Source organism: Nostoc mirabile CHAB5784, from assembly GCF_020829645.1.
Classification (GTDB): domain Bacteria; phylum Cyanobacteriota; class Cyanobacteriia; order Cyanobacteriales; family Nostocaceae; genus Nostoc; species Nostoc mirabile.
In genome coordinates this window covers 46,809-72,739 of sequence record NZ_JAIVFS010000024.1, presented here as the reverse complement: position 1 = coordinate 72,739, position 25,931 = coordinate 46,809, and the positions used below count along the sequence as shown (strand labels likewise).

Annotated in this window: 30 protein-coding genes; 10 read left to right on the top strand and 20 right to left on the bottom strand. The window is 40.7% G+C overall.

Translation table 11 applies throughout. The annotated features are described in order from the left end of the window. The first annotated feature begins 25 nt into the window (after positions 1–25). The 5 genes from LC653_RS17385 (at position 26) to hypB (ending at position 3,984) form a co-directional block, all read left to right on the top strand. Positions 26–286 (top strand): HypC/HybG/HupF family hydrogenase formation chaperone, encoded by a 261-nt coding sequence (locus LC653_RS17385; RefSeq protein ID WP_229484440.1) that lies wholly within the window; start codon positions 26–28, stop codon positions 284–286. Between the two features lie 173 nt (positions 287–459). Continuing rightward, on the top strand, positions 460–1,638 hold the full coding sequence (gene hypD / locus LC653_RS17380; protein ID WP_229495651.1) for a hydrogenase formation protein HypD: 1,179 nt from the start codon (positions 460–462) through the stop codon (positions 1,636–1,638). An 83-nt stretch (positions 1,639–1,721) separates the two neighbouring features. Next, the gene (hypE, locus tag LC653_RS17375; RefSeq protein WP_229495650.1) at positions 1,722–2,825 is read left to right on the top strand and encodes a hydrogenase expression/formation protein HypE; all 1,104 of its coding nucleotides are present in this window, start codon (positions 1,722–1,724) and stop codon (positions 2,823–2,825) included. A 20-nt stretch (positions 2,826–2,845) separates the two neighbouring features. Then, complete coding sequence (locus LC653_RS17370; RefSeq protein ID WP_229495648.1) at positions 2,846–3,187, top strand: hydrogenase maturation nickel metallochaperone HypA/HybF; 342 nt, start codon at positions 2,846–2,848, stop codon at positions 3,185–3,187. Next, entirely contained in the window at positions 3,178–3,984 is an 807-nt protein-coding gene (gene hypB / locus LC653_RS17365) for a hydrogenase nickel incorporation protein HypB (RefSeq protein WP_229495647.1), read from the top strand. Before LC653_RS17370 ends, hypB begins: the two co-directional genes overlap by 10 nt. A 240-nt stretch (positions 3,985–4,224) precedes the next feature. Here hypB and LC653_RS17360 read toward each other — a convergent pair whose 3' ends face one another. The 6 genes from LC653_RS17360 to LC653_RS17335 form a co-directional block, all read right to left on the bottom strand. Then, positions 4,225–4,599 carry a hypothetical protein gene (locus LC653_RS17360; RefSeq protein ID WP_229495646.1) on the bottom strand — a complete coding sequence of 125 codons (375 nt, stop codon included), beginning with the start codon at positions 4,597–4,599 and terminating at the stop codon, positions 4,225–4,227. Then, a complete protein-coding gene (locus LC653_RS17355) occupies positions 4,589–5,596 on the bottom strand; it encodes an LLM class flavin-dependent oxidoreductase (protein ID WP_229495645.1) in 1,008 nt (335 codons plus the stop codon). The genes LC653_RS17360 and LC653_RS17355 overlap by 11 nt, the downstream gene beginning before the upstream one ends. A gap of 136 nt (positions 5,597–5,732) precedes the next feature. Next, positions 5,733–6,068, bottom strand: coding sequence for a hypothetical protein (locus LC653_RS17350; RefSeq protein WP_229495644.1), 336 nt, complete (start codon positions 6,066–6,068; stop codon positions 5,733–5,735). A 1,024-nt stretch (positions 6,069–7,092) separates the two neighbouring features. Then, positions 7,093–7,404, bottom strand: a complete 312-nt coding sequence (locus LC653_RS17345) for a hypothetical protein (protein WP_229495642.1) — start codon at positions 7,402–7,404, stop codon at positions 7,093–7,095. 2 nt (positions 7,405–7,406) lie between these two features. Continuing rightward, complete coding sequence (locus tag LC653_RS17340) at positions 7,407–7,688, bottom strand: hypothetical protein (RefSeq protein ID WP_100900566.1); 282 nt, start codon at positions 7,686–7,688, stop codon at positions 7,407–7,409. A gap of 35 nt (positions 7,689–7,723) precedes the next feature. Beyond that, the gene (locus LC653_RS17335; protein WP_229495641.1) at positions 7,724–8,146 is read right to left on the bottom strand and encodes a hypothetical protein; all 423 of its coding nucleotides are present in this window, start codon (positions 8,144–8,146) and stop codon (positions 7,724–7,726) included. Positions 8,147–9,363: 1,217 nt separating this feature from the next. On the opposite strand from LC653_RS17335, the gene cysK reads away from it, so the two are divergent. Next, positions 9,364–10,323 (top strand): cysteine synthase A, encoded by a 960-nt coding sequence (gene cysK / locus LC653_RS17330; RefSeq protein ID WP_229495640.1) that lies wholly within the window; start codon positions 9,364–9,366, stop codon positions 10,321–10,323. Positions 10,324–10,375: 52 nt separating this feature from the next. On the opposite strand, the gene LC653_RS17325 is transcribed toward cysK, so the two are convergent. The 9 genes from LC653_RS17325 to fdxB form a co-directional block, all read right to left on the bottom strand. Continuing rightward, positions 10,376–10,603: an HAD family hydrolase gene (locus tag LC653_RS17325; protein WP_229495639.1), complete on the bottom strand. Its 228-nt coding sequence runs from the start codon at positions 10,601–10,603 to the stop codon at positions 10,376–10,378. 323 nt (positions 10,604–10,926) lie between these two features. Then, positions 10,927–11,421 (bottom strand): ArsC/Spx/MgsR family protein, encoded by a 495-nt coding sequence (locus LC653_RS17320; RefSeq protein WP_229495637.1) that lies wholly within the window; start codon positions 11,419–11,421, stop codon positions 10,927–10,929. A 95-nt stretch (positions 11,422–11,516) separates the two neighbouring features. Further along, positions 11,517–12,128, bottom strand: coding sequence for a cysteine dioxygenase family protein (locus LC653_RS17315; RefSeq protein WP_229495635.1), 612 nt, complete (start codon positions 12,126–12,128; stop codon positions 11,517–11,519). A 5-nt stretch (positions 12,129–12,133) separates the two neighbouring features. Beyond that, positions 12,134–12,307: a hypothetical protein gene (locus tag LC653_RS17310; protein ID WP_229495634.1), complete on the bottom strand. Its 174-nt coding sequence runs from the start codon at positions 12,305–12,307 to the stop codon at positions 12,134–12,136. A 164-nt stretch (positions 12,308–12,471) separates the two neighbouring features. Further along, entirely contained in the window at positions 12,472–12,954 is a 483-nt protein-coding gene (locus tag LC653_RS17305) for a hypothetical protein (protein WP_229495632.1), read from the bottom strand. A 154-nt stretch (positions 12,955–13,108) separates the two neighbouring features. Further along, positions 13,109–13,708, bottom strand: a complete 600-nt coding sequence (locus tag LC653_RS17300) for a cytochrome c oxidase subunit 3 (protein ID WP_229468424.1) — start codon at positions 13,706–13,708, stop codon at positions 13,109–13,111. A 699-nt stretch (positions 13,709–14,407) separates the two neighbouring features. Next, on the bottom strand, positions 14,408–16,096 hold the full coding sequence (gene ctaD, locus LC653_RS17295; protein WP_229495631.1) for a cytochrome c oxidase subunit I: 1,689 nt from the start codon (positions 16,094–16,096) through the stop codon (positions 14,408–14,410). A 112-nt stretch (positions 16,097–16,208) separates the two neighbouring features. Next, the gene (locus LC653_RS17290) at positions 16,209–17,195 is read right to left on the bottom strand and encodes a cytochrome c oxidase subunit II (protein WP_229495629.1); all 987 of its coding nucleotides are present in this window, start codon (positions 17,193–17,195) and stop codon (positions 16,209–16,211) included. A 535-nt stretch (positions 17,196–17,730) separates the two neighbouring features. Then, complete coding sequence (gene fdxB, locus LC653_RS17285) at positions 17,731–18,024, bottom strand: ferredoxin III, nif-specific (RefSeq protein ID WP_229463935.1); 294 nt, start codon at positions 18,022–18,024, stop codon at positions 17,731–17,733. Between the two features lie 443 nt (positions 18,025–18,467). On the opposite strand from fdxB, the gene LC653_RS17280 reads away from it, so the two are divergent. Further along, positions 18,468–18,662 carry a hypothetical protein gene (locus LC653_RS17280; RefSeq protein ID WP_229495628.1) on the top strand — a complete coding sequence of 65 codons (195 nt, stop codon included), beginning with the start codon at positions 18,468–18,470 and terminating at the stop codon, positions 18,660–18,662. Between the two features lie 285 nt (positions 18,663–18,947). After that, positions 18,948–20,543 (top strand): helix-turn-helix domain-containing protein, encoded by a 1,596-nt coding sequence (locus LC653_RS17275; RefSeq protein WP_229495627.1) that lies wholly within the window; start codon positions 18,948–18,950, stop codon positions 20,541–20,543. Between the two features lie 301 nt (positions 20,544–20,844). Here the strand turns inward: LC653_RS17275 and LC653_RS17270 are convergent, their stop codons facing one another. From LC653_RS17270 to LC653_RS17260, 3 genes are all read right to left on the bottom strand, one after another. Further along, the gene (locus LC653_RS17270) at positions 20,845–21,822 is read right to left on the bottom strand and encodes a ferredoxin family protein (RefSeq protein WP_229495626.1); all 978 of its coding nucleotides are present in this window, start codon (positions 21,820–21,822) and stop codon (positions 20,845–20,847) included. Between the two features lie 79 nt (positions 21,823–21,901). Then, a complete protein-coding gene (locus LC653_RS17265) occupies positions 21,902–22,462 on the bottom strand; it encodes a hypothetical protein (RefSeq protein WP_229495625.1) in 561 nt (186 codons plus the stop codon). A 189-nt stretch (positions 22,463–22,651) separates the two neighbouring features. After that, entirely contained in the window at positions 22,652–22,975 is a 324-nt protein-coding gene (locus LC653_RS17260; RefSeq protein WP_229495699.1) for a hypothetical protein, read from the bottom strand. Here LC653_RS17260 and LC653_RS17255 point away from each other — a divergent pair. Next, complete coding sequence (locus LC653_RS17255; protein WP_229495624.1) at positions 22,924–23,676, top strand: Mut7-C RNAse domain-containing protein; 753 nt, start codon at positions 22,924–22,926, stop codon at positions 23,674–23,676. The genes LC653_RS17260 and LC653_RS17255 overlap by 52 nt on opposite strands. Positions 23,677–23,693: 17 nt before the next feature. Here LC653_RS17255 and LC653_RS17250 read toward each other — a convergent pair whose 3' ends face one another. Next, on the bottom strand, positions 23,694–23,915 hold the full coding sequence (locus LC653_RS17250; RefSeq protein WP_229495623.1) for a hypothetical protein: 222 nt from the start codon (positions 23,913–23,915) through the stop codon (positions 23,694–23,696). A gap of 99 nt (positions 23,916–24,014) precedes the next feature. Here LC653_RS17250 and LC653_RS17245 point away from each other — a divergent pair, with 99 nt between their 5' ends. Continuing rightward, positions 24,015–24,980 carry an ROK family protein gene (locus tag LC653_RS17245; RefSeq protein ID WP_229495622.1) on the top strand — a complete coding sequence of 322 codons (966 nt, stop codon included), beginning with the start codon at positions 24,015–24,017 and terminating at the stop codon, positions 24,978–24,980. Positions 24,981–25,308: 328 nt separating this feature from the next. Here the strand turns inward: LC653_RS17245 and LC653_RS17240 are convergent, their stop codons facing one another. Beyond that, a complete protein-coding gene (locus tag LC653_RS17240; RefSeq protein WP_229495621.1) occupies positions 25,309–25,893 on the bottom strand; it encodes a Uma2 family endonuclease in 585 nt (194 codons plus the stop codon). Positions 25,894–25,931: the final 38 nt, after the last annotated feature.

Here is a 25,931-nt window from a genome sequence, read left to right as displayed (position 1 = left end):
TTCGTTTATCTTAAAAAATAAAAAAATGTGCTTAGGAATTCCCGGACAAATTATAGAAATTACCAACGTCAACCATAAATTAGCCATAGTTAACATTGGTGGTGTCAAGCGTCAAGTAAATATTGCTTGTATCGTAGATGAACAACATCCCCCCCAAGCTTGTATTGGTGATTGGGTGCTAGTACATGTTGGCTTTGCCATGAATCGAATTAACGAACAAGAAGCAGCAGAAACATTACAACTATTCCAAGAATTAGCAGCAGCACAAGCAGGGATTAGTACTTAAATAATAGACTTTTCTTGTCTCACATAGAGGCGCACAGAAAGAGTTTAATTTCTTTCTTTCTTCGCGCCCTTCTCTACGAGACGCTACGCGAATGCGTCCTTTGCGGTTCGTTAAAAAATACCCCGTAAAGAAAACGAAATTAACTGATATCCAAAAACTATTTCTCAATCCCTATGAAATATGTTGACGAATTCCGCGAACCTGAAAAAGCTGAAGCCATACGCCACGAAATCGCCAAATTAAGCAACCAGCTAGAAAAACCCATCAAAATCATGGAAGTATGTGGCGGACATACCCACTCCATATTTAAATACGGTATCGAAGAAATATTACCCCAAACCATCGAACTAATTCATGGGCCTGGTTGTCCAGTATGCGTTATGCCAAAAGGGAGATTAGATGATGCGATCGCAATCTCCCAAAATCATAACGTCATTTTTGCCACCTTTGGCGACGCAATGCGAGTTCCCGGTTCCAAAACCACTTTACTGCAAGCTAGGGCACAAGGTGCAGACATCCGTATGGTGTACTCTCCCCTAGACAGCCTGCAAATTGCCAGAGATAACCCCGACAAACAAGTAGTCTTTTTCGCATTAGGCTTTGAAACCACAGCCCCCAGTACCGCCTTCACCATTCTGCAAGCAGCAGCCGAAAAAATTCATAACTTTAGTCTGTTTTCCAATCATGTCCTCGTGATTCCCGCCCTCAAAGCACTATTAGATAATCCCGACTTACAACTAGATGGATTTGTTGGGCCTGGCCATGTCAGCATGGTAATTGGCACTGACCCATATCAATTTATTTCCCAACAATATAATAAGCCAATAGTTGTCTCAGGATTTGAACCCTTAGATATTCTCCAATCGATTTGGATGCTATTGCAACAGCTATTAGAAAATCGTTGCGAAGTCGAAAACCAATATAACCGAATTGTCCAAAAAACTGGAAATCTCAAGGCGTTACAAGCTATAAACAAAGTTTTCACGGTGCGAGATAGTTTTGATTGGCGCGGCTTGGGAGATATCCCTTATTCAGGATTAAAAATTCAACCTGAATATGCCCAATTTGATGCCGAACTTAAATTTACCATTCCTAATCTGAAAGTAGCCGACCATAAAGCTTGTAAATGTGGAGAAATTCTCAAAGGAGTTTTGAAGCCTTGGGAGTGCAAAGTATTCGGTACAGCTTGCACACCAGAAACTCCTATTGGTACTTGCATGGTATCTTCCGAAGGTGCTTGTGCAGCCTATTACAAATATGGACGACTCTCCACCATTGCCAAAAGAACAATCACCCAAAAACCAAAAATAACTCAAGAACCTCTCCCCGCCTGTGGCTTCTCCTCAGACTAAATACTCTGCGTACCTCTGCGCTTCCCTCTGCGTCCCTACCCTGCGGGAAGGCGAACCGCCTATGCGTTTAAAAAAACTTTAATATGAATATTTCCCCCACAAACTCAATACAAAATCCTCTATTCCAAAAAATAGAACAAGTCCGCCGTCGCCAAAGAAAAGTGCAAGACACTCATATAACTCTCGCACATGGTAGCGGTGGTAAAGCCATGCGTGATTTAATAGACGAAATCTTTGTCAGCAATTTTGATAACCCAATTCTCTCACAATTAGAAGACCAAGCCAGCTTCAACTTAGCCCCTCTCCTCCAACAAGGAGACAGACTCGCATTTACAACAGATTCCTATGTTGTAGACCCTTTATTTTTCCCCGGAAGTGATATAGGAGAATTAGCTATAAACGGCACAGTTAATGATTTAGCTGTTAGCGGTGCTAAACCTTTATATCTAACTTGTAGCGTAATTTTAGAAGAAGGATTACCAGTAGAAACCTTGCGGCGTGTCGCAGCCAGTATGAAAGCGGCCGCAAAAGAAGCTGGTATTCAAATTGTCACTGGTGACACAAAAGTTGTACATCGTGGTGCTGCCGATAAACTCTTTATTAATACTGCTGGTATTGGTATCATCCCGCGAGGAGTTAGTGTTTCCGCCCACAATATTAAACCTGGAGATGCAATAATAATTAATGGTGAAATAGGCAATCATGGTACAGCAATTTTAATTGCCCGTGGGGAATTAGCTTTAGAAACTAATATAGAAAGTGACTGTCAGCCGTTACATAGTTTAGTAGAAACGATTCTCCATGTATGTCCCCAAATTCATGCTATGCGAGATGCTACACGCGGTGGTTTAGCTACAGTATTAAATGAATTTGCCCTCAGTTCTAATGTAGGAATCCGTCTCTTTGAAGAATCTATTCCAGTGCGGGAAGAAGTCAACGGAGTTTGCGAAATTCTCGGTTTAGACCCATTGTATTTAGCTAATGAAGGTAAGATAGTTGTAGTGGTAGCAGCTAAATATGCAGAAACTGTTTTATCAGCTATGAAATTACACCCAGCAGGCAAAGATGCTTCTCTTATTGGCGAAGTTATTCCTTCACCTCCAGGTATTGTATTGTTACAAACAGTTTTTGGTGCTGAAAGGATTGTTGATATGCTGGTAGGCGACCAATTGCCAAGAATTTGTTAAGATTTAATAGATTTTATAGTATGCACGAACTTGGAATTACCCAAAATATTGTGGCAATTGTGACTGAACACGCCAAAGGCGCAAAAGTGCAGCGAGTTTTATTAGAAATTGGCAAACTTTCAGCCATTATGCCCGACGCTATTCGATTTTGTTTTGATATTTGCACTCAAGGTACAGCTTTAGAAGCGGCGACATTAGAAATTTTGGAAATTCCTGGCTTAGGGCGATGTCGCCAATGCGGTGCAGAAATTTATTTAGATAAACCATTTGGTATCTGTAACTGTGGAAGCGTGCGATTAGATTTAATTACTGGTGAAGAACTGAAAATTAAAGAAATAGAAATAGAGGAATTATGTGTGTAACCTGCGGTTGTTCTGATGATGGCGAAATAAAAATTACAAATTTAGAAACAGATGAAGCTGAACATAATCATACTCACACTTTACCGGATGGAACTGTCATTACTCATTCCCACAGTCATATAGAAGCACCTCAAATTCATGCCAAAATACACAATACAACCATATCTATAGAACAAGATATATTAGCAAAGAATAACCTGCTAGCTGCTCAAAATCGGGGATGGTTTAAAGGTCGAAATATTCTCGCTTTAAATTTAATGAGTTCTCCCGGTGCTGGGAAAACAACTCTTTTAACTCGCACTATTAATGATTTAAAGCATCAATTATCTATTAGTGTGATTGAAGGCGACCAAGAAACTGCTAATGATGCCAAAAAAATTAAAGAAACAGGCTCTAAAGTCATCCAAATTAACACCGGAACAGGCTGTCATTTAGATGCATCAATGATAGACAGAGGTTTACAACAACTGAATCCGCCCCTAAATTCAGTAGTGATGATTGAAAATGTTGGAAATTTGGTTTGTCCTGCCTTATTTGATTTGGGAGAACAGGCAAAAGTTGTGATTCTCTCTGTCACAGAGGGAGAAGATAAGCCGCTAAAATATCCCCATATATTCCGTGCTAGTGACATAATGATTCTCACTAAAATTGATTTGCTACCTTATGTAGATTTTGATGTTCAAAAGTGCATAGAATATGCTAAAAAAGTAAATCCCCAAATTCAGATTTTCCAAGTTTCCGCAACTACTGGTACTGGGTTAGATAATTGGTATGCATGGCTAACTCTATCGTCATAGCAAAAACTCTGCGCCCCTCTGCGCTTTCCTTTGCTACCTGGAGCGTTTAAACTAAAACCTATCATCACAAAAATAACTAACTTACAAAATCCCTCTGCGGGTTGATGAAAAGTGCTGCTATTTGGAGAAATGGCTTTGATAAAAATTGCAAACCCTGCACTTTAGGAGTACAGGGTGGAAGACAGCGATAAGGATAAATAAGCTATATCTTGTGTGATTCCCAGTTCATGCCTATTTACCTCAAAGCCAATCTCGGTAAGCTGATATTTCATTTACGCTGATTTCAAATGGCATCCCCTTGCCAAATGGCGGATAAACGCGGATTTTGCCATTGCTAGCAAACCGCTCTAACCTATTACCCAACTGGGCAATATTGCTGACTATATGCCAGTAAGCTACTAAGTCAGGGCAGTCAATAATTAATGTTAGGATGCTAGCATTTGTTGTGAGATACCACTGACAATTAGACAACAGGACTCGCGTAATGCGATCGCAGGCTAGATAAAAACATCTAGCTGTAGACTGTTCTAGCTCCATTTGCAGCATTCCATCCTGTTTCGTTACCTCAGATGGAGGTAAATCATCGGGAGGAAGCTGGTATAGTTTAGAAGACATAATTTTGCACCTCTTGGTTGTAGCGCGTCAAACTCTCTAAGTTTTTTTGCATATCCGAAGACGAGGGTTTGAGTGCTAACGTACCTAAATTTAATTCGTCTTGAAATTTCTTGATTTTGTCTCGACAAGTCTCCACATCACCAATAATTGAGTTCTCAATTAAATAATCTTCGTCGAAACAAATATTTGTGCGATCAAATGGTTTTTGGTTGGGATTCGCACTATTCTGCAATACTTCAGCCGAATTAGCTTTCATTTTCTGGCTAAATTGGCGGATGAAAGGCAATGCCTCACTCACTGCCTCATCAAATGTTTTGCCAACATAAAAAAAGCGTGCCAACACGAAGTTTTCCGCACCACTAGAATTTAAGGCTCGATATTTAGCAACAGTATCCTTCAATCTCTGTAGGGAGAATGGCGGCCCACCCATCAAGCTGAAGGAATGTTTAGCAGCAAACTCGATACCGTCATCACCGCCAGTGGCAACATACACTGGTATTTGACTCTGCAATGGTTTTGGATAAATTGTCAAGCGATCGCATTGATAATACTTGCCATTAAATGATACATCAGTTTCATATAACAGCTTTTGAATCAATGCGATCGCCTCTAGCATCTTGGGACGGGATTCACTTGGGAGTGTCGCAAAATGCTTATTTTGTTGGGGAAACGGGCCGCCTTTAGCAACCCCAAATAATAATCGTCCATTGCACAGGTTATCCAAAGTGGCGATATCTTCCGCTACCCGAATCGGGTTATGGAATGGCAGTAACACCGCCGCAGTGCCTAATTGGATAGTTGAAGTCAGCCCCGCCAAGTGTGCCATTAACAGCAACATGGAGGGGCTGAGATTGGATTCACTAAAATGATGCTCACTCACCCAGGCTGACTCAAAACCTAAACTTTCTGCCTGTTTTATTAGCGTGACTTGCTCAAAGATGGCACGATGAGCATCTTGGTGATGATTATCGTAATTGCAGAAAATTCCAGTTTTCATTACTTGCGTTAATACTTTGTGCTGGCTATTCTAGTGGTCGATAGGTTCGTAGTAAGCACTAAGCGTGCTTAAATATTTGAGGACTAAAGTCCCTACTACAAACACCTTTACTCCTCTCCATTAATGCGATCAAAGACTAATTTGCAACCCACTGCAACTCCAACCATAGACGTGGGTTATTGTGTTTGACCTTCGACATCGGGTCGCGCAATAATCGCTTGGCATTCATGCAGACTACCTGTACTAGACCCATGTTGTCTGCTACTTCTCTGAGTATTTCTTTGTGGGCTTGCACACAGGAAATCATTTCGTCAGAGCAATAAATTCCTATATATTGCAAGCGTCTAGCAGGTCGTCCCCAAAAACAGGTGATGACTTTCACATAACACCCGTCTAGTAATTCTCCAACTTTTGGATAGTAGTCGTTGAGGACTCTTGTGAATTCTTTGGCTAAGAGATCTTCAGCAATCATTGGAACTGATATTTCTGTAGCGTCCATCACGCTATTTAATATAACATAATTTTATCAATAAAATATGACAAAATAGCCTATTAGGCTTAAATAAAATATTAAAGATTACAAAAAAAAGAGGCATACATTGTTTAGTATCACCTCAAATTTGCGTAAAGCATCTTTATATTTAAATATCACACTGCAACGCGAGAGTCATTAGTCATTAGTCATTAGTCATTAGTCATTAGTCATTAGTCATTAGTCATTAGTCATTAGTCATTAGTCATTAGTCATTAGTCTAAGAGAAACCACACCCACACAACGGCTTGCTCAGGGCATCGCAAGGGATGTGGTTTTAATTAGCCTGATATCATTAGTTTTTTTGCCCATAAGGGACGAGGTATGTACCAAAAACTCTTTATCAAAGTATTGGTTTTAACTAGTCCCGTGGGTTTAAGTCCCCCGGTTCAAAAATCACGCAAGTTTTGTGTTGGGGTTAAATCCCCATTACAAAACAAAATTTACGAATTACGAATTACGAATTACGAATTATTTAATACCCCTAGTCTTGACGAATGGAATGAGACTGTTGGCGAATTAATAGGGAGTCTAACCCATCAGTCCAAATCCATTTTAATTTCTTTAATTTTAGTGCGTTTCAACACACTTTAGCTATGAGCAATCAATTTATTGCAGGGCGGGAAAGCAACGCCAAACCAAGATTTTAGGGATGGGGAGTTTAACCCCTCATAAATTGGCCAACAGTCTCATGGAATTCGCAGCTATACGAAATTTTAACCTATGCAGGTGGTTAAACCAGTTGCTTGAGCAAATTGCTTTCTTAGTCAGCGTAGGCGAACTACCCTGCGGGAAGCCGCAAAGCGTCTATGTTTGCAAGATTAACCGCGATTTCTAATCGCCAGGTATATTTGTAAAGGTGAGATGCTCCCAAATACTCTAATATTAAAAATTATGAATTCAAAGAAAATGCATTTAATCAGCACATCTTAATATTGAATTCTAAATTTTGTCTTTTTAATTATTATCGAGCATTGCGTTCACAAACTAAGACTTCTGCTACAATATCCGGCACATTTCCAAAGTCCGTAAATCCTTCATAACCACGGATTGGCGATATAAATGTGTAGTTTGGATCGCACACTCCATTGTCATATACTTGAATAAACCATCTATCGGGAAATCCTTCTACACCTAATTCTACAGTGTACCAACTTTCGCCAATCAGACGAGAGTTAAAGATTGTAAACCACTCACGATTCTCTTCTGAAATATTCCAATCTGCCATGAGCAGTTCTAAAGCTATTTGTCCCGCATCCGTTGAAGTCAATAGCATTTTTACTCCTTATTAGCAGCTTCAGTGTTTGCAACTTCAGGATTGGAAACTTCCGGGTATAAACCCAATTCTTTAGCTAGCTCACGCGCTACAAAAAATAAAAACTTAGCACCATCTTGATTGCCTTCATGGGCAAACATAGTTGCTACTTGTAACATTGTTTCTACAAAACCAGAATCAATCAATTCTGGTTTACTTTCCAAAACTTCTGGTTCTTGACCATTAGGGCATTTCAGTAGCTCATCAATCAGATTAAAATACAGTTGTTGGCGTTGTTCTGACATAGTAAGCTTCTTGATTTTAGTGAGTTGTGAATTAGTTACTGTTCGATACTGTGCTGCCACAGCCTTTCCAACATTTCAACTTGTTCTTTTAAAACAGCCGCACGATGAACAAGATATCTGTCGTAAAAAAGAATCCCTAACCCAACACAAATAGGGGTTAGCAAGAAGAACCATTGTAGGATCGTGGCAAATTTATATTGTTCAGCAACAGTCAGCATTTGATGAATCACATTACGATCAGAGGATTGGATGCTAGTCTGAGGGGAATGTGTACCCTCTGTCCGGGGAGCCAAGATAGGAGCATCTCTACTAGTCTTGTTAACTTCGCAGGCTAAATTATGGGATTTTACTAACTCCAAATGTCGCTCCCAAACTATGCCAAATACTACTACTCCTGGAGAAAGTACTACTAAGGTAACTACGCAAACTGTGAGAAGATTTAAAAGTTTGGCTTTCATCTCGGCTCTCCCTTGCTAGGTAGTATGCACTCAGCAAGAAAATATCTTTTGCTGTTTATTTTAAGTAGCTATATATTTCTACTTTTCAAACAGGTTTGATATTAAAATATGTGTAATCGGTAATTTTTCCAATCGTTAGTTGCCAGTTATTTTTATAATTACCACTGATTACTGACCACTGAAAAGTTACCAAGCTTTTCACAAAACGTAGGATTAATCAGTCAGAAATAACGCACTTAGATTCAGAGAATGTGATTTCATCTTCCTCTCAAAAGAGAGATTAAGAAGTCCCCCCTAGTTCACTAAGCTTTCGCTCAGGAATGTTGGGGGGTAGAGGGGAATCTCTGCGTAAATCCTATACGATTTATATCAGCCGCTCTCCACAAAACAGTTTACCCTAGCCCCGTTAAGATTATTAAATTCATTAGAATAGTACTCAAAGCTTGTAATTCCCGCCTGATAAGCCTTACAAAAATTTATTGGGGTATGGGTGCTAGTGTTTTTAGGACGGGGTTCTAGTGTTTCTGAGGTGGGGTTCTGGTATTTCTGTACTCAACCTCAAAGCGGTGTAGGCAACGATTAAAGACTGTTTCTGATGCATTTTTTGGAAGACAAAAACTGCACTCAAAAGAAAATATCAATGTCTTTTGATAAAGATAGACTAATAATTTGGAAAAAACAATTAAATGTTTGGAAAGTAAATGATATTTCTATAACAAATAGAAAATATTAAAATAATTCGTAATTCGTAATTCGTAATTCGTAAATTTTGTTTTGCATTAGCGAACGCGAGTGCGTCTCTAAGAGTTGCGTTAGCGAGTCCGCGTTCGCTTTTAGCGTCTCTTCGAGAGCGTCTGGGAATTTTAACCCCACCGTAAAACAAAACTTGTCGCTTGTTAGAAGCGAGGGACTTAAACCCCTCAAAAATGTTAAAAATAATGGTAAAAATTATGCCTATATACAAATTTTCTGCCCAAGAAGCAATAGTCAGCAATTCCAAATGGTAAAATATAAGTATGACAAGCTAGCCCTCTGCTGAAGTGAGAATCAATGGGAACATGTAATAAAGGTTCTTCCTAAACTTTCATATTTTGTGATTTAGTTAGAATACATAGTATATGCACTCATTGACATTAAACTGCAAATTAAATAATACAAAAGCTTATTCTTATAAGTAAATACTCTGTACTAAGATTTAGAATTTTAGGAGTTAAATAATGCGGATTGCTCAAGACATAACAGAACTGATTGGACGAACTCCTTTAGTTCAACTGAACAAGATTCCTCAAGCTGAGGGAGTAGTAGCAAGGATAGTTGTCAAATTAGAAGGGATGAACCCAGCAGCTTCGGTGAAAGACCGCATTGGGTTAAGTATGGTACTCTCAGCAGAAGCTGCTGGTTCAATTTCCCCTGGAAAGACGATTTTAGTTGAGCCTACTTCTGGTAATACAGGAATTGCTCTAGCGATGGTAGCAGCAGCGCGTGGCTACCGTTTGATTTTGACAATGCCAGAGACGATGAGCCAAGAACGACGGGCTATGCTTAGGGCTTATGGTGCTTCTTTGGAATTGACACCAGGCGTTGAGGGAATGCGGGGAGCTATTCGCAAAGCCGAAGAAATTGTGGCTAATACAAACGATGCTTTTATGCTGCAACAGTTCCGCAACCCTGCCAATCCCAAAGTTCACCAAGAAACCACCGCAGAAGAAATTTGGGCAGATACAGACGGGGAAGTGGATATCGTCATTGCTGGGGTAGGTACTGGTGGAACGATTACTGGGGTTGCAGAAGTACTTAAACAGCGTAAGAAGACTTTTCAGGCGATCGCAGTTGAACCCAGCAACAGCCCAGTTCTCTCAGGCGGTGAAGCCGGGCCACACAGAATTCAAGGTATTGGTGCCGGATTTATCCCCGATGTTCTCCGCCTAGAATTGGTTGATGAAGTAATTAGAGTCAGCGATGAACAAGCGATCGCTTATGGGCGACGTTTAGCAAAAGAAGAAGGCTTATTGTCTGGGATATCCTCTGGTGCAGCCTTGTGTGCTGCAATTCAAGTAGGTAAACGTCCAGAAAATGCCGGACGTTTAATCGTGATGATTCAGCCTTCCTTTGGCGAACGTTACCTCAGCACACCCATGTTCCAAGACTTGTCCTTAGAAACTGCTGGGGCGCGTTAAAAAGACAGAGGGACAACGGAGTAATGAATCTCCCTGTCCTTCTCATTTGGCTCTAATACTTCATTCGCTGCAAGTCCCTTGTTAGCTTTGCCAATAGCGCAGGTACTTGCGAAAGACTATTAATCTTGTCCCCATCATATAAGTCAATCTCGGAAGTCTTTTGTTCACGGTCAAGCCACACTCCCAGCATTCCAGCTTTTGTCGCAGCAATCGCATCCAACTTCAAGTTATCCCCAATGTAGATGCAATCTGATGCAGATTCTCTAAGCTGCTCACACAAAGAAAGGGTGTGTTAATTTTTGCAAGCCGAAACAATCGCATTGTGAGTTGAAACAATCGCATTGTCAGTCGAAACAATCGCATTGTCAGTCGAAACAATCACATTGTGAGTTGAAACAATGGCATTGTCAGTCAAAACAATGGCATTGTCAGTCGGAACAATCGCATTGCAGGAGGTTACTTTTAGATAGCATGGCAATTGAGAACTACCATAACTAATAAACCTCTTAGCATAAATCAAAAATAAAAACCCCACCCGACAAAGCTACGCTTTATCTCCTCTCTTTGCTTGCGGGTGGGGTATTAGGGATTTTTGCAAGAAATCTAATGACTACACTTGCCTTGCTTTTGATGTTGTTCACCCTGCTGATTATGGTGATGATGACTATGATCATGACCGTGGGAGCAGCCTTGCAAATTCTCCTTCATCAGATTTTCGCTGATTTCTTGCAAGGACTCATCTACAGGTTTTAAACCAATCCAAGCATCAATCTTTTCTACATCGAATCCTACCTCACGCTGTTCGCCTACTTCTAACAAAGGACGGCGAATCAACAACGGCTCTCTCAACATCAGCGCCAAAGCGGTTTGTTCATCTACTTTTTCAGGAACCACCTCACCAGATTTTACCTTTGGGGCGGAAGAATTAAACCATTCGGCTACGGGGCGATCGCCAAAAAATGAACGCAACCGTTCAACTGTCCAAGGTTCTGTTAGCAGATTATATGGTATCACCTCATGTCCAGCAGCTGTTAGCAAAACTTTTTGCTTAGTACCACCTTGACAACCTGGTTTGCTATAGAAAATTACCCTTGCCATTCAACTATCTCCTAATTACTCAATTGTTTGTAGTTGGCGCTTTAGCGCTAAAGCGCCAACTACGAACCGATGAAATTAATCCTGACGATTCCTAATTAAAAATTCCTAGCCTTATGGCTAACTGAGTCAAACTCAAATCTCTCATTCGGATCGGTTTCGCCGTAAACATTAAAAGTCACAGTTGGTTCATCACCCACTGCTTCTACACAGTGAATTGCATCAGGAGTAAAGCTAATAATATCCCCTGGAAATAGAGTTAGCTCTCCCGTCGGTTCAATTTTGTCCTGAAATTCTGGGTTATGAGTGTGTCGCCAAAAACTATTTTTTTCCTGGCCTTTTAACACCGCCACAACTCCCCACGTCCCATGATTATGAATGGTTGATCGGGTTCCTGGTGCAAATGTTACTGTTTGCACCGTCAACGGAAAACCCAATTCATCGTATAGGAGTAAAACAGAGGTTCCCGTTTTGGGCGAAGGCTCTAAATTTTGACTTCGCACCCAGTAGGAATTTACTATTAAGCGCCTTACAAGCATCCGAATTTCTGGCAGACGACTGGCTTCATCATCCCCACTATTGAGAACATCTTCGACTTCAGTTAAAAACCGATAAAGACGATAATTCTCTCTCAACAAATCCCATGCTCTCACAGATTTACAAGCTTGATGCTGACCGTCCCCCGTTAGCAGCCAATCCTTACCTTTCATAACTTTTAAATTGATAGCTGAGAAGATTGGATGATAATAATCGGAGAGACATTAGGAATATTATTACCTCCAGGAAGTTTAGTAGGTATGGTGATAGCAGGAATGATAGAGTTGCTATCAGTAGCTGCTCCTAATAAGGAGTAAGAGGAATATGATGTGGTAGATAACCAATTGTTCATGATTGTTCACTAAAAGGGAATTGGGAATTGGGCATGGGGCATTGGGAATGGGGCATGGGTTATTCTCCTTGTGTCCTTGTCTCCCTTATCTCCCCACTCCTTACAGACGCGATGAATCGCGTCTCTACTTCGCACATCGTCTTGTCGAGATGTGCATTGACTAATTAATCATCTTCTTCTGGACGTGTCAAAATATCCAGGAGAATACCGGCTCCAAAATCATGCTTTTCGTCTATCTCTTTGACTCTGGCGCTGATTTCTTTCGCTTCCTCAATTGCTCCTAACTTTGCTAGTACTAATCCAGAAGCAGCATAAGCATTTAAGTACAATCGAATTTGTGGGTCTTCTTTACGATTGACTAATATAGGCTTAAGTTGCTCCCAGTCATCAGGGAATTTTTCTAGTTCTTTAATTTTATCTAATAATTTAACTGTTGTTTGTAATGCAAGAGAATAATTATTCTTATAATAGAAAAATCTATATGCTGCTACCAAGACATCTGTATTTTCACCAGTTTGCGCTAAAGCTTGTTGAATATATTTTTCTGATTCTGATGTGTTCTCCCAGGTTTGTGCAGCTAAAATTAACAGATTTTTGATGTCCTCTGGAACCTGGAACCATGAAAATTTATTTGTATTAGCTTGCATAATAAATTTATTGGTGAGTGGGGGAGATGAGGGAGTGCTACATACCCTATTTAAAACAAAGTGAGAACGGAGACTAAGGTAAAGAGAAGAATAGCAATAGGGAGTAGGGAGTAGAAATATTCCCCACTCCCCACTCCCGACTCCCCACTCCCCTTTAAAACAAAGTGAGAACGTACACCAAGGTGAATAAAACAATCCAAATTATGTCTACGAAGTGCCAGTAAATTTCTGTCATTTCGATGAAAGTATGATTGGTTGCAGAATATTCACCGGGAAGACGCGATCGCCACAATGCACGTAATATCAATAACAGTCCCACAAAAACGTGCAAACCGTGGAACCCTGTCATGATATAAAAGCAGTTGGCGAAGACGTTGGTAGTCAGTCCGTATCCTAATGTTGAATACTCATAAACCTGACCACCTAAGAAAATTGCCCCCATGATTGCGGTAATTGCGTACCAGAGTTGCATTCCCTTGACGTTATTCTTTTTAATTGCCGTATCACCGAAGTGAATGACGAAACTACTAGACACCAGAATAATGGTGTTAATTGTCGGCACGAGTAATTCTACTTCGCTTCCTTCTGGAGGCCAAACTGCTGTAGTACCCCGAAAAAACAAATAAGTGGCAAAAAATCCCCCAAACATCAGGGATTCAGAAGCGAGGAACGTCAACAATCCCCAAACTCTTAAATCTGGATGTTCTTCGTGTCCTGCACTGTGATCTTCGCTTGTGGTTGTAGCTATAGTCATAGATTTTTTGACAATATTATCTGCTGCGTCTGTTGTGGAAGCTTGAATGAAGAATGAAGTCTGAAGCGGCAAAATTTTCATTCTTCATCCAAAATCCTTGTTTAATTCAACTCTTCACTTGTTCAGGAATTATCAAAATTCCGAGTTTCGAGTTCTAAAGCTCAAGTTCCGAGTTCCAAGCTCGGAGTTCCGAGTTCCGAAGCTCGAGTTCCGAGTTCTGAGGCTCAAGTTCCGAGTTCCGAAGCTCGAGTTCCGAGTTCTGAGGCTCAAGTTCCGAGTTCCGAAGCTCAAGTTTCGAGTTCTGAGCTAGAAGTTCCGAGTTCTGAGGCTCAAGTTCCGAGTTCTGAAGCTCAAGTTCCGAGTTCTGAGGCTCAAGTTCCGAGTTCTGAGGCTCAAGTTCCAAGTTCTGAGGCTCAAGTTCCAAGTTCTGAGGCTCAAGTTCCGAGTTCTAATATCATGTCCGCTAGATTACTTATTAAACCCGAAGAACCCCACCCCGCCAAAGCTACGCTTTGTCTCCCCTCCCCGCCTGCGGGGAGGGGCTGGGGGTGGGGTGCAATGACTGTGGAAAATAACTAATTATACGGACATGATATAAGCTTGAAGTTGCGAGTTCTGAAGCTCAAGTTCCGAGTTCTCAAATCAAATGACTAGAAATTGCAGTCACCTTGAGAGCGATCGCATTACTCACTCTACTAACTAAGCACTAGCTTCCGGCGTTGCAGATGGCTGTACTTCATTACTATGAACATGACCGTAGTCATAAGGGCCATGAGTCACAACCGGCAACACTTCCCAGTTTTCAATTGCAGGTGGTGAGCTAGTTGTCCATTCTAAGGTCAAACCTTGCCAAGGATTATCACCAGCCAAAGGCCCTTTCAGCCAACTGTAGATCATGTTGATGGTGAAAGGAATTACCGATATCGCCAAAACAAATGAACCAAAGGTACAAATTTGATTGAGGTCGATAAATTGGGGGTCATACATTGCCACTCGTCGCGGCATTCCTTTTAAACCCAACTCGTGCATGGGTAAAAAGGTCAGATTAGTACCGATGAAGGTGAGGGCAAAGTGAATGCGTGCCAAGCTTTCATTCAACATTCGTCCGGTCATTTTGGGGAACCAGTGATAAATGCCGGCGTAGATGCCAAACACGGAACCGCCAAACAGAACGTAGTGGAAATGTCCTACAACATAATATGTGTCGTGGACGTGAACATCAAAGGGGGCTGTTCCCATCGTCACACCGCTTAAGCCGCCCATGACAAACATGGACAACAAGCCAATGGCGAAAAGCATCGCACCTGTGAAGCGGATTTTACCACCCCAAAGGGTAGCAACCCAGGCAAAAATCTTCACGCCAGTGGGAACTGCAACTATGAGAGTGGAGATGGTGAAGAACATCCGCATCCAACCGGGTGTGCCACTGGTGAACATGTGGTGTACCCAGACGAACAAACCGACAACGCAGATAGCTACACTAGAATAAGCGATCGCTTTATAACCAAAGATTGGCTTACGGGAGTGAACTGGAATTACCTCCGACATGATGCCGAAGATAGGCAGAATCATTAAATATACTGCCGGGTGAGAATAAAACCAGAATAAGTGTTGATAAATTACAACGTTACCGCCTGCATCTGGTTTAAAGAAGGAAGTACCAAAGTTGAGGTCAAACAATAGCAGAACTAAACCAGCTGCTAATACAGGTGTGGAGAGAAGCGCCAGCAGAGAAGTTGCCAAGATTGCCCAGCAAAATAGGGGTACTTGATCCCATTTCATGCTAGGAACCTTCATCATCAAAATGGTGATCACAAAGTTCAGTGAACCCAAAATAGAAGAAGTTCCCACCAAAACGATCGCAAGTATCCACATAGTTTGAGCGATTGGTGCTGTCACCAAGCTCAAAGGTGGGTAAGCTGTCCAACCAGATTGCGAACCGCCAAAAATGAAACTACCTAATATGAGCGCACCTGCTGGTGGATTTAACCAAAAGGCGATCGCGTTCAGCTTCGGGAAAGCCATATCCCTAGCACCAACCATCAACGGCACCAAATAGTTACCAAATCCACCAATGGCGCTAGGGACAATCCACAGGAAGATCATGATCGTCCCGTGATTGGTCATGAAAGCGTTATACAGATTGGGGTCGAGTACGTCTGCATCTGGTGTTGCTAATTCGACACGGAGAGCAACAGCCATCAGTCCGCCGATGAGATAGAAGACAAACGCCGTCACTAGGTATTGGATACCAATAACCTTGTGGTCAACATTAAATGTAAAATAGTCCTGCCATTTCCACGCCTTCGGATGGGAGGTGTGGCCAAGCACCATTTCCGGTTTCTTTTCTTCTGGTGGAGTATTCCGTGGAAATTCTACCTGTGTCATATTTTTATCCTTTGTCCTTTGTCATTTGTCCTTTGTCTTTTGTCCTTTGTCTTTTGTCCGTTGTCATTCGTCAGTTACCAATAACTAATGACCAATGACTAATGACTAATGACTAATGACTAATGACCAATGACTCTAGAGTTGCTGCACTAATTCCCATATCATGGGTGTGAGGCGCGAGAAACTCTGATGTTGATAAGTCGGCTGGATTAACTGCAACGACTTGATTTAAATTTTGCTGTTGAGCAATTTGGTTTTCTGTTTGCCAGCTATCATATTCTTCTGGTGTGTGGACAATTACCTGTGTCCGCATTGAACCGTGATAACCGCCGCACAATTCAGCACAAACTACGGGATATGTACCTGGTTTGGTGGCGACAAATCGTAGTTCGGTAGGGATACCAGGAAGTGCATCTTGCTTCAAGCGGAAGTTTGGCACCCAGAATGAGTGAATTACATCTTGTGCTGAAAGGTTGAGTTGCACATCAGCACCGACGGGTATGTGCAATTCCCCAGAGGTAATGCCACTATCAGGGTAGTTAAATAACCAGGCATACTGTATGCCTTTGACATCAACAACTAAGTCGGCTGGTTTGTTTAAAGTTTGAGGAGACGCGCCAATACCAATTGTCGGAGCAATTGTTGGGGCAGTTGTTGCTTCAGTATCGCTTAATGTAGCAGCAATAGCACTCCCCGGCAGATGAGCAACATGAGCTGCTGAATGAGGATGACCCGCAGGATCAAAGCCGCCCATTCGGTTAAAAACATCTACACTGTAGATGCCCAAGAGGAGGACAATCACTGTTGGAATTGCTGTCCAAAAGACTTCTAAGGGCAAGTTACCTTCTATTGGCACGCCATCGGTATCGTCACCCCGACGGCGACGAAACTGAATCAAAAAAACTACAATTGTTCCTTCTACCACTAAGAAGAGTGCGATCGCAATGGTAAACATGATGCTGAAAAAACCGTCTACCAAAGGCGCTTGTAACGATGCCTGCACCGGCATGAGAGTGTGGTTTTGACCGATCCAAATACTGATTGCTGTAACTACTATCCCAGCAACCAGAGTCCATAGTGAAACAGGAACTTGTTGCATACATGCTACCTGTGTAAACAGTCTTTAAAGGTGTGATTTTCTGGTATTAGGTATCAGAGGAGAGGTTACAGGTTACAGGTAATAGGAATTCATCTATTCCCTGTAACCTGTACCCTATTCCCTTGTTCTTTCCCCATTCCCTATTCCCTATTCCCCATTCCCTTTTCACTTATTAACTTTCTAACGTGCAGCCATAAAAAATGGGAGAAACTTCCAGATTTTTTCCATATCTTTCCCCCAAAAACTTACAAATTATATTTCAACTCCTATGAAAAAGGTAGCCCCCTGCTCCCAGAAAAGCTAGTTGTTCCAAGAGGGCACTGTTAGACCTAATATTGATTAGGCTATATTAGCAGCAAGTTTAAATTTGTTAATAACTAACATTTTGCGATTTACGGATTTGTTTACTGTGAACTTTTTATTAGTTACAGTAAATATTTAGTATTCCCCTCAAGTTACCTTGCCTAGCGTATTTGCGCTTTATACAAACAGTGCCTCCTTGAATTAACAACAATTTTGACTAACTTCAAAAAACTTAGTTGTTTAATGCAACATGCGTGTAGCAATTCTTGGGACAAATCCGTGAACAAGCTTCACAACCAATACAGTTCTCTGGAGAAGTAACTGCCATTACTTTCCGTTCAATTTCATCATCATCTTCATCTTCTACAAATTCGCCTTCTTCATTGAGCGCCTTCAAACCTAGCACATTGTAACCGCATACTTTAACGCATCTGCCACAACCGATACATTTATCTTTGTCAATTTCTTGAGCAAATTTTGGTGTCCAAGCCTTCCCGCCAAATGTCAAACCTGTTAGTTGTGCCATGAATAATCCTTCGGCAATTTTGCCTGTCAATCTGTTTGTGCATTAATCATCATATTATCCTAATCTTTTATTATTTTGTATTCAAAAATTACTTTTTAACCATCAAATTTCGATGACTTTGAACACAAAATTACATTGTTTTTAATTTCAAATTATAGATAAAACTTATTGAGAATAATTGTCTAGTCGTAGAAGGGTAAAGTAGCCTGTTCCTACTATGTGTTGGTGAAAAAAGGATAATTATTATTTCCAGCAGATACAACTATCTCTATAAGAGTGATGATATTATTTTTCAAATATTTTTTTTATTAGGCGGATAAATGTATGTAAATCGTATTTTTTGATACAAAAATAAATGTTCATGAGTTACATTTTTATATATGCAATATGTATTTTCAAAACCAACAATTTCTGATTTTTATTTAATTATTCTATTTAGATAAATGATTACAAAAGAGATTATTCTTTTATCTCAACAAAGTAAAGCTAATTATGAAGGAACTGTAAACTTAGTAGCAGAATATTATCCTGCATTAAATATTAAAATCATTAATAAATCAGATCAAATCCAATTAGAAGAGGCTTTAATATTTTCTAAAAACACTTTATGGTCAAAGTGCAAATGTTCATCAAGTTAGATTTTAAATAAATATTAAGATTTTTTTTAAGCTCGACACGAACAAATTAATCATTATTTTTATGAAATGTATAGTTAATAAATAAGTTTTATTCGGCTCGGTTTGAAAGCCTTAAAGAGCTTCCAATTGGATGCGAACTAAAAATATGGATGTGGGGAGTGAGTGTGGTGAGAAAAGATTATTCTCGCCATAAAGATAATGTGGTAGCGAGTCATGAATAAACAGGACTCATCCAGGGGAGACCTGAGCCAGACATCTCAACGATTAGAGTGGGAAAAGAGCCAAATGCCTTATACAATTCCTAACAACAGTTGCGTTGGATGTGACAACTGCCGCCCCCAATGTCCTACGGGTGCAATCAGAATAGAGGACAATGAATACTGGATTGATCCTGGTCTTTGTAATAATTGTGAAGGCTATTATTCAGAACCGCAATGTGTAATAGCTTGTCCAACAAATTCTCCAATTCCTTGGCAATCGAAAAAGGGGAGATGCAAAGTTGAACCGAGAGATGCTAGCAGTTTAGACTTGTTTTCTAACGGCAAGAATAACCCATTTGCTTCAGCGATCGCTATTTGGGAAGCTTGTAATGTACTAGCACAACGCACATCGCTACATTGGGAAACCGATGAAGAAGGCTACATAAGTTATAGCCGACAAATCAATCAAGGCCGAGGTGCGATCGCTTTTCACATCCAAGATCCATTCAAAGTTAACGACAAAGCCACAGATTTAGCAGCAATTGAGGGGCTTGACATCAGAGCCGCTTGCATACATCTAATTTTTGCAGCTTATGCTACAGCCTTAGATCAACCTTGGGAGCAAGAATTTGCGATCGATGAGCGACAAATTGAGAAATATTTGGGGATGGAGAAACGCAAAGATTTAAGCAAAGCTGCCAAACTAGCTTTAATGAAAAATCTTGTCCAGCAAGCTTGCTCCCTGGTTATCTCCATTGACTGGCCTCAACAAGGTCGAATTAACGGATTCTCTGTTACAAACAGCCGCTTATGGCACTTAGTAGATATTCAGCACCACTTTCAAGAAGACAATCTCGGATGCAAATATCTTATTGGGCTAACTTTTAAAGTAAAAGCAGGCTTATGGGCACAATATTTCTTAAACAAACAAGCATGTAAAGAGCGAACCGCATTCTATCAATACGGCAGTCTCCCCAAAACATTGCTAACCACAGTCATGAGTATTTGGCAGCAACATGAAGGCGCAGTCCGATTAATGCTGTGGTTGCTGTTTAAAACCAAAATGGGCAAAGAACAACGCATTACTATTCCTACCTTGCTGCGTATTGCTTACGGTGAAGAAAAAGTCGCCCTTGCATCCAGACAACGGGAAGAACGCAAACGTCTGCTGCGAACTTTTGAAAGCGATTTGGAAATTCTTAATCACTATGGAATGAAACCACTTTTCGATCCAGTTACCTACCCACCAGAAATTCAACCTTTATGGGCAAAGTTAGTTGATCTTCCTGAAGATCCAGATGAAGCATTAGAATTTTGGACTAATGACGGTGGTGCTGAAACCCGCCTCACAGACACAGGTCCCCGTGGGAAGTGGAATCTGCTCATGAATGCGCGGATTTTGGCTTTTGAACTCCCACCAGAATGGGAACAGCAAATCTCAGAATCGGAAAAAAAGAAAACAAGAACTGCTAAAGCCAAAAGGAAGCCTAAAGCTACAAACGATTTACTAGGTAAACAGATTTTGCAGGCGCGAAAAAATTTGAATCTCTCCCAAAGAGAATTAGCAAAGCTTACAGGTAAAAGCCAAAGCTGGATTCGAGATATCGAAAATGGCCGTTTAAAAGCCAAATTAGAAGACCAAATACTTTTACGAAAAGTGCTAAATATGGGTCAATCTTGATTTTGGAATTTAAACGCAGAGGGGCGCAGAGGAAAGCGCAAAGGGACGCAGAGATTTTGTGACTAATTTGTGCAGCGTTATACTACATACAGCAAGACTTTGCGTACCTCTGCGCTTCCCTTTGCGTGATGGCAGTCGCTACAACGGGGAGCCACTGCGTTGGACGGGTTCCCCGGCTTGAAGCAAGTAGCGTGGGAACCCCCCTCCGGGTTCGCCAGTCGCCTACGGCGGGAAACCCGCCTACAGCGCTGGACTCACCGCAACGCGCTGCCTCCCCTCTGCGTTTAAAAACTCTTCTCTTTTAAGTACTATAACTCATCACCTTACTAGAAGTAACCCAAAGACTACCGACAGCATATTTAGTAACTACCAACTCTCGTGTAGCATTGCATGAACTTTTCAGTTGTTGAGTCTTAGTTTCATCTTTCACAAGTTTAGCTTGGTAAGTGTAAAGAGAACCACAAGGTTGTTCAAAACTTAGCTCACCCAGAATAGTATTATTGTCTAAACTTTGCTCCAAAATTTTGCCTGCAACTTTGTAATTAAACCAATCCCATCCATTGCAAAGCATTAGTTCTCTTTCCAAAACCTGAAGTGCAGCAGGTAGAATTCCCCAGCCTCTATAGACTTTATTTAAGCATTGAATATCGCCAGTACGAGTCAAAATCGATCTAAATGAATCTATATCTATACGGCCGTAATATCTTCCTTCTGGCAAGTCTATAATTGTTGGTGCAAAACGATGTCCGCCAAAGTGTGATGATTTCCAAATTCGCACATTATCCAAGCACAAATCAGCATTCTTTGCTGTAACATTGAAGTAAAAGGGAGCGCCATATCTGGCACAACATTTATCATGGCTACCGTGGGTACAAACTAAAATATCTCTAGTTGTACTAGTTTCTATCTCAGAATTAGAACTGATACCCCATAACCATTTTTGGACAAGTGCTGCTACTTGCTCAATATTTGCTAGCTTAAACTCTTTTTTATGGTATCCATTACTTAGCTCCTCTTCTTTTTGATAAATCAGAAGTGTAGTGTGATTTACCTTGTGTGATACATCATTAGCAATTAAAAGAAATCTAATCGGTAGTTTAGCACGCTTCACTTCCTCTACCAAAATCCTCAAATTCTGGGGTACCCATTTGGAATTAAAGGCTTCTGATGTCCAAGGTAAAGGACACTCAACTAAAATATAAGTTTGATAATTGGTGGCGCTACCAATAACATCTTCTCCTACTTGCCGTGAATTATCAGAACAAAAAAAAGTATTCATCTCGCTGTACTCATTAGCGTATTCTATGGACAAAAAGTATAACAAAATACAATTGTGTTCTTAGCTACAATATCCTTGGCTAAAGGAGATAAAAAAGAACAATATTCATTTCCCAGTTAAAACTAGGTAGCCACTTTATAACATCATTATTGATCGAGGTCTTTCCGGTTAATAAACTCTCCACAATCGAGATAAACAGCATTAAAATAGATTTTTCCGTATGCGCGGCGTTAATTTTGTATCTAGTTTTATTGTTATTTGGTATCTTGTAAATTTTCACTTGCTGAAACTCGGCTTTTCTGAACTTGGTTTTTTTCGCAAAATCAAATATGTTCAATCTTGGGCGATCGCTTAGAGAGTAACAGGCAATTAACTTGCTTACAATATGGATGTAACTGAGATTACAATCAAAAATATTGCTAGCAGCAACATAATTATTTAAAGTTTTGCTGAAATTTTTTACATAGTTAGTTACAGTTGTTGTTTTTACATATAAATATATAATTTTATGTTGCTTTTGCGAGAAACATATTCCTAAAAGTAGATGCGATAACACCTGATAAACAGATAATACTTTGGTAAGCCAATACTGTTTTAAAACTTTTTTATCTGCTTTTAATGTATTTATCCATGTAGACATATTGATAATAATTGTCAATTAGGTTAGAAAAAATAAAAACAATCAAATTAGGGGTAAATGCTTTGTGCCCCGTACTTCATGGGCGATAAGTTAATGAGCAAAACTAGTGACTAATTATTAGCAACGTCACTAACATCAACATTAACAAACCTGATATTTACCCCTTTACCTAATCTAACTTCCTGAAGCTCATGTCAGGGTTTGATTATATGCCTCTGCCTTGACTGTAACTGAACTCAATAATAAATGCAAGTTTTTGAGAATCTTTCTAATTCCTTTACCGTTTGTCGCCTCTAGAAGGTTGGTTAAATCAAGGTTAACTGACCTTTTATAGTGGAGATAGCTCACTTGAGCAAGTATTGATTCTTTCAATACAATAGATAAAGTTTGGCAATTGTGAAAAATTGTTGCCAGTAAGGGGACACAGCAGTGCGCTCCTAGTAATCCAAAGATTTTTAAGTATGGCGATCGCACATTTCTATTTTCATGGAGAATTGAATCATTTTTTACCACGGCATCATAAGCAGGTGAAAATCTCCCATTTTTTTGAAGAGAGAGCCTCAATTAAGGACATGATTGAGTCCTTGGGTGTCCCTCATCCAGAAGTTGATTTTATAAATGTTAATGGTGAATATGTAAATTTTTCTTACATAGTTTCGGATGGAAATACTATTAATGTTTATCCAATTTCTGCTAGGTCTACTATTATACCAAGCATTTCTGTTATGCCAGAACCGCTTAGTATTATCCGCTTTGTTTTAGATATCCATTTGGGGAAGCTTGCGACATCTCTACGACTTTTAGGTTTTGATACTTTATACCGCAATGACTACGAGGATGAGAAATTAGCCCAGATATCCTACAGCCAAGGGAGGATTCTCTTGACTCGTGATAAGGGTTTATTAATGCGTAGTTTGGTAACACATGGGTATTACGTTAGAAATACTAACCCTCAACAACAAATCTTGGAAGTACTACAACGCTACGACTTGTTTAAATTAATCTCACCATTTAAACGGTGTTTGCGCTGCAATGGATTATTAGAACCTGTAGATAAGCAATCCATCGTTGACAAGTTACCAGAAACAGTGCGATCGCAGGTTGATGTATTCCAGCGTTGCCAGGACTGCGATCGCATTTATTGGAAAGGTTCACATTATGAACGATTGCAACAGTTTATTGATGGAGTACTCAACTCACAAAGAGGTGAGTAACTTAGTAATGGCAATATTTAGCTACCTGAAATATTGGCGCTAATTATTTGACTACCCCCGATTCTAGGATCTTCATCTTCGTTATTTAAATCATCAGGAGTGGGGTTTTGCTTACTCTCTCCAGTTACTTCTTCAGGTTCTATGGGGTCTGCCTCTTGAGCTTTATCAATATCAAGAGAGAGAGGAGGTTCTTTGGCGTGAGAGAAATCGATAAGTGGATTGGGTTGATCGGAAGTCATGAGTTGCTAAATTATACAGTATTCTTTAGTGTTGAATTTATTTTGCTTGTCAACATCTTTCTTGAGAAATAAACTACCTATTATAAAAAATAAAAAACTATGACATTAATTTTAGCTCTCGATTTTGGCGGAACTAAATTGGCGGCAGGATTGGTAAATGTCGGTTCTAGAAAGTGGTTGCGTTATGAACGTCGTCTCTCACCAGTAGGTGCAAATGCTAGTACTGACTTGGAAATTATGCGATCGCTCATTTACTCGCTGCTGGAAGACACAAAACCTGCTGCGATCGGTGTCAGCTTTGGCGGCCCAGTAGATGTTTCTACGGGGACGGTGCGACTATCTCATCATGTGGCTGGATGGGAGAATATTCCTCTCAAAGGGCTGTTGGAAGAGGAGTTTGGTGTTCTTGTTGGTGTAGATAATGATGCTAATGTTGCTGCTTTGGGTGAACATCGCTTTGGTGCGGGACAGGGATACGATAGCCTGTTTTATATTACTGTCAGCACTGGCGTGGGTGGTGGTTGGATACTCAACGGCCAGCCTTGGCGGGGTGCTGGTGGGATGGCTGGGGAAATTGGCCATATCGTTGTAGATCCTGCTGGGCCAGTTTGTTTGTGTGGGAAGCGGGGATGTGTGGAACGTTTGGCTTCGGGGCCTTATATGGCGGAGAATGTTAGGGAAATTTTGGAGAAGGAACCGCAGAGGCGCAGAGGACTCAGAAATGGAGAGGTGTTGAGGGGTTTGGTGGGGGATAATTTAATGTTGCTGACGGGACAGGTGGTAAGTGAAGCGGCGGCGGCTGGGGATGATTTGGCGAAGGAAGTATTGCATAAGGCTGCTTGGGCGCTGGGTGTGGGTATTGGCAATGTGGCGAATTTGATGAATCCGCAGCGCTTTGTGTTGGGGGGCGGTGTGACGAAGGCGGGGGAGGATTTTTGGCAAGTGGTGCGTCAAGTGGCGCGGGAGACGGCTTTACCAGAAGTTGATTTTGAAATTATCCCGGCAACGTTGGGTGATGATGCGCCGTTGTGGGGGGCGGTGGCTTTAGCAGAAATGGATAATTAAAACATTAAAATAATTCGTAATTCGTAATTCGTAATTCGTAAATTTTGTTTTGCATTAGCGAACGCGAGTGCGTCTCCAAGAGTTGCTCTCTTCGAGTCCGCGTTCGCTTTTAGCGTCTCTTCGAGAGCGTCTGGGGATTTTAACCCCACCGCAAAACTTGTCGCGATTTAGAAGCGAGGGACTTAGACCCTTCAAAAATGTTAACTGAACTGTATTGCATTTTAACGGACTATAACCTTTTCTCTAGTCGTCTTTAGACGACTTTCGCTATTAGACTCAGAATTTATTCTGAGGCGGGATAGATGAGAATGAAATAGCGCTACTATTACTACTGAATACCCTTACGAAACTCTCTTACCGCTTCCAAGGGAGACGACAACAAAATACAACGATTGAGCAGGGATAAATCTAATTCTGGTAATAGCTCACTTGTAACAACTTTCTCATATTCTTGTTCTCGTAAGCAGTAAACTTCAATTGTGCCATCTTCCCAAAACCAAACTTCCGGGACTCCCATTAATTTGTACTTCTGTAACTTTATGGGACTACCGCTAGTAATAACTACTTCAATGCACAAGTCTGGTACAGGTTTGTCCGTTCCAAAGCAATAAGATAAATCTGCTTGATACTCTACTATCTCAGGAATAACCTGGCTAAAACTCCCACTGGGGAAAAATTCAATGCCCTGTTCCAAAAAATACTGCCCCAAGAGCAAACCAGTTAAACACTTAATTGCCTCATGAGGCTTACCAATAGTCACTATTTCTAAGATTCCCTCACAATAAAACAGACGCACCCCTGGCACATTTTCAAAGCTAGCTTGAATCGCTTTAAACTGTTCCCAACTTAATCCACGTTTGAAGAAGTGTTGTTCTTCTGGGAAGTTAACAGCATTTTCTAACGTTTGAGTCATAATATTTTTTACTCTCCCGGTTAGTAGTCACGAAATTT

What these genes read in the sequence shown, in the direction of transcription:
- LC653_RS17275 (WP_229495627.1), top strand. Translation starts at nt 18,948, where the DNA reads ATGCCTTATACAATTCCTAACAACAGTTGCGTTGGATGTGACAACTGC.
- LC653_RS17245 (WP_229495622.1), top strand. Translation starts at nt 24,015, where the DNA reads ATGACATTAATTTTAGCTCTCGATTTTGGCGGAACTAAATTGGCGGCA.
- LC653_RS17360 (WP_229495646.1), bottom strand. Translation starts at nt 4,599, where the DNA reads ATGTCTTCTAAACTATACCAGCTTCCTCCCGATGATTTACCTCCATCT.
- LC653_RS17315 (WP_229495635.1), bottom strand. Translation starts at nt 12,128, where the DNA reads ATGAAAGGTAAGGATTGGCTGCTAACGGGGGACGGTCAGCATCAAGCT.
- LC653_RS17265 (WP_229495625.1), bottom strand. Translation starts at nt 22,462, where the DNA reads ATGTCTACATGGATAAATACATTAAAAGCAGATAAAAAAGTTTTAAAA.
- LC653_RS17350 (WP_229495644.1), bottom strand. Translation starts at nt 6,068, where the DNA reads ATGATTGCTGAAGATCTCTTAGCCAAAGAATTCACAAGAGTCCTCAAC.
- hypE (WP_229495650.1), top strand. Translation starts at nt 1,722, where the DNA reads ATGAATATTTCCCCCACAAACTCAATACAAAATCCTCTATTCCAAAAA.
- hypD (WP_229495651.1), top strand. Translation starts at nt 460, where the DNA reads ATGAAATATGTTGACGAATTCCGCGAACCTGAAAAAGCTGAAGCCATA.
- LC653_RS17340 (WP_100900566.1), bottom strand. Translation starts at nt 7,688, where the DNA reads ATGTCAGAACAACGCCAACAACTGTATTTTAATCTGATTGATGAGCTA.
- cysK (WP_229495640.1), top strand. Translation starts at nt 9,364, where the DNA reads ATGCGGATTGCTCAAGACATAACAGAACTGATTGGACGAACTCCTTTA.
- LC653_RS17270 (WP_229495626.1), bottom strand. Translation starts at nt 21,822, where the DNA reads ATGAATACTTTTTTTTGTTCTGATAATTCACGGCAAGTAGGAGAAGAT.
- fdxB (WP_229463935.1), bottom strand. Translation starts at nt 18,024, where the DNA reads ATGGCACAACTAACAGGTTTGACATTTGGCGGGAAGGCTTGGACACCA.
- LC653_RS17250 (WP_229495623.1), bottom strand. Translation starts at nt 23,915, where the DNA reads ATGACTTCCGATCAACCCAATCCACTTATCGATTTCTCTCACGCCAAA.
- LC653_RS17280 (WP_229495628.1), top strand. Translation starts at nt 18,468, where the DNA reads ATGATTACAAAAGAGATTATTCTTTTATCTCAACAAAGTAAAGCTAAT.
- LC653_RS17290 (WP_229495629.1), bottom strand. Translation starts at nt 17,195, where the DNA reads ATGCAACAAGTTCCTGTTTCACTATGGACTCTGGTTGCTGGGATAGTA.
- LC653_RS17370 (WP_229495648.1), top strand. Translation starts at nt 2,846, where the DNA reads ATGCACGAACTTGGAATTACCCAAAATATTGTGGCAATTGTGACTGAA.
- LC653_RS17335 (WP_229495641.1), bottom strand. Translation starts at nt 8,146, where the DNA reads ATGAAAGCCAAACTTTTAAATCTTCTCACAGTTTGCGTAGTTACCTTA.
- LC653_RS17385 (WP_229484440.1), top strand. Translation starts at nt 26, where the DNA reads ATGTGCTTAGGAATTCCCGGACAAATTATAGAAATTACCAACGTCAAC.
- LC653_RS17305 (WP_229495632.1), bottom strand. Translation starts at nt 12,954, where the DNA reads ATGCAAGCTAATACAAATAAATTTTCATGGTTCCAGGTTCCAGAGGAC.
- LC653_RS17345 (WP_229495642.1), bottom strand. Translation starts at nt 7,404, where the DNA reads ATGCTATTGACTTCAACGGATGCGGGACAAATAGCTTTAGAACTGCTC.
- LC653_RS17300 (WP_229468424.1), bottom strand. Translation starts at nt 13,708, where the DNA reads ATGACTATAGCTACAACCACAAGCGAAGATCACAGTGCAGGACACGAA.
- LC653_RS17355 (WP_229495645.1), bottom strand. Translation starts at nt 5,596, where the DNA reads ATGAAAACTGGAATTTTCTGCAATTACGATAATCATCACCAAGATGCT.
- LC653_RS17310 (WP_229495634.1), bottom strand. Translation starts at nt 12,307, where the DNA reads ATGAACAATTGGTTATCTACCACATCATATTCCTCTTACTCCTTATTA.
- hypB (WP_229495647.1), top strand. Translation starts at nt 3,178, where the DNA reads ATGTGTGTAACCTGCGGTTGTTCTGATGATGGCGAAATAAAAATTACA.
- ctaD (WP_229495631.1), bottom strand. Translation starts at nt 16,096, where the DNA reads ATGACACAGGTAGAATTTCCACGGAATACTCCACCAGAAGAAAAGAAA.
- LC653_RS17240 (WP_229495621.1), bottom strand. Translation starts at nt 25,893, where the DNA reads ATGACTCAAACGTTAGAAAATGCTGTTAACTTCCCAGAAGAACAACAC.
- LC653_RS17320 (WP_229495637.1), bottom strand. Translation starts at nt 11,421, where the DNA reads ATGGCAAGGGTAATTTTCTATAGCAAACCAGGTTGTCAAGGTGGTACT.
- LC653_RS17255 (WP_229495624.1), top strand. Translation starts at nt 22,924, where the DNA reads ATGGCGATCGCACATTTCTATTTTCATGGAGAATTGAATCATTTTTTA.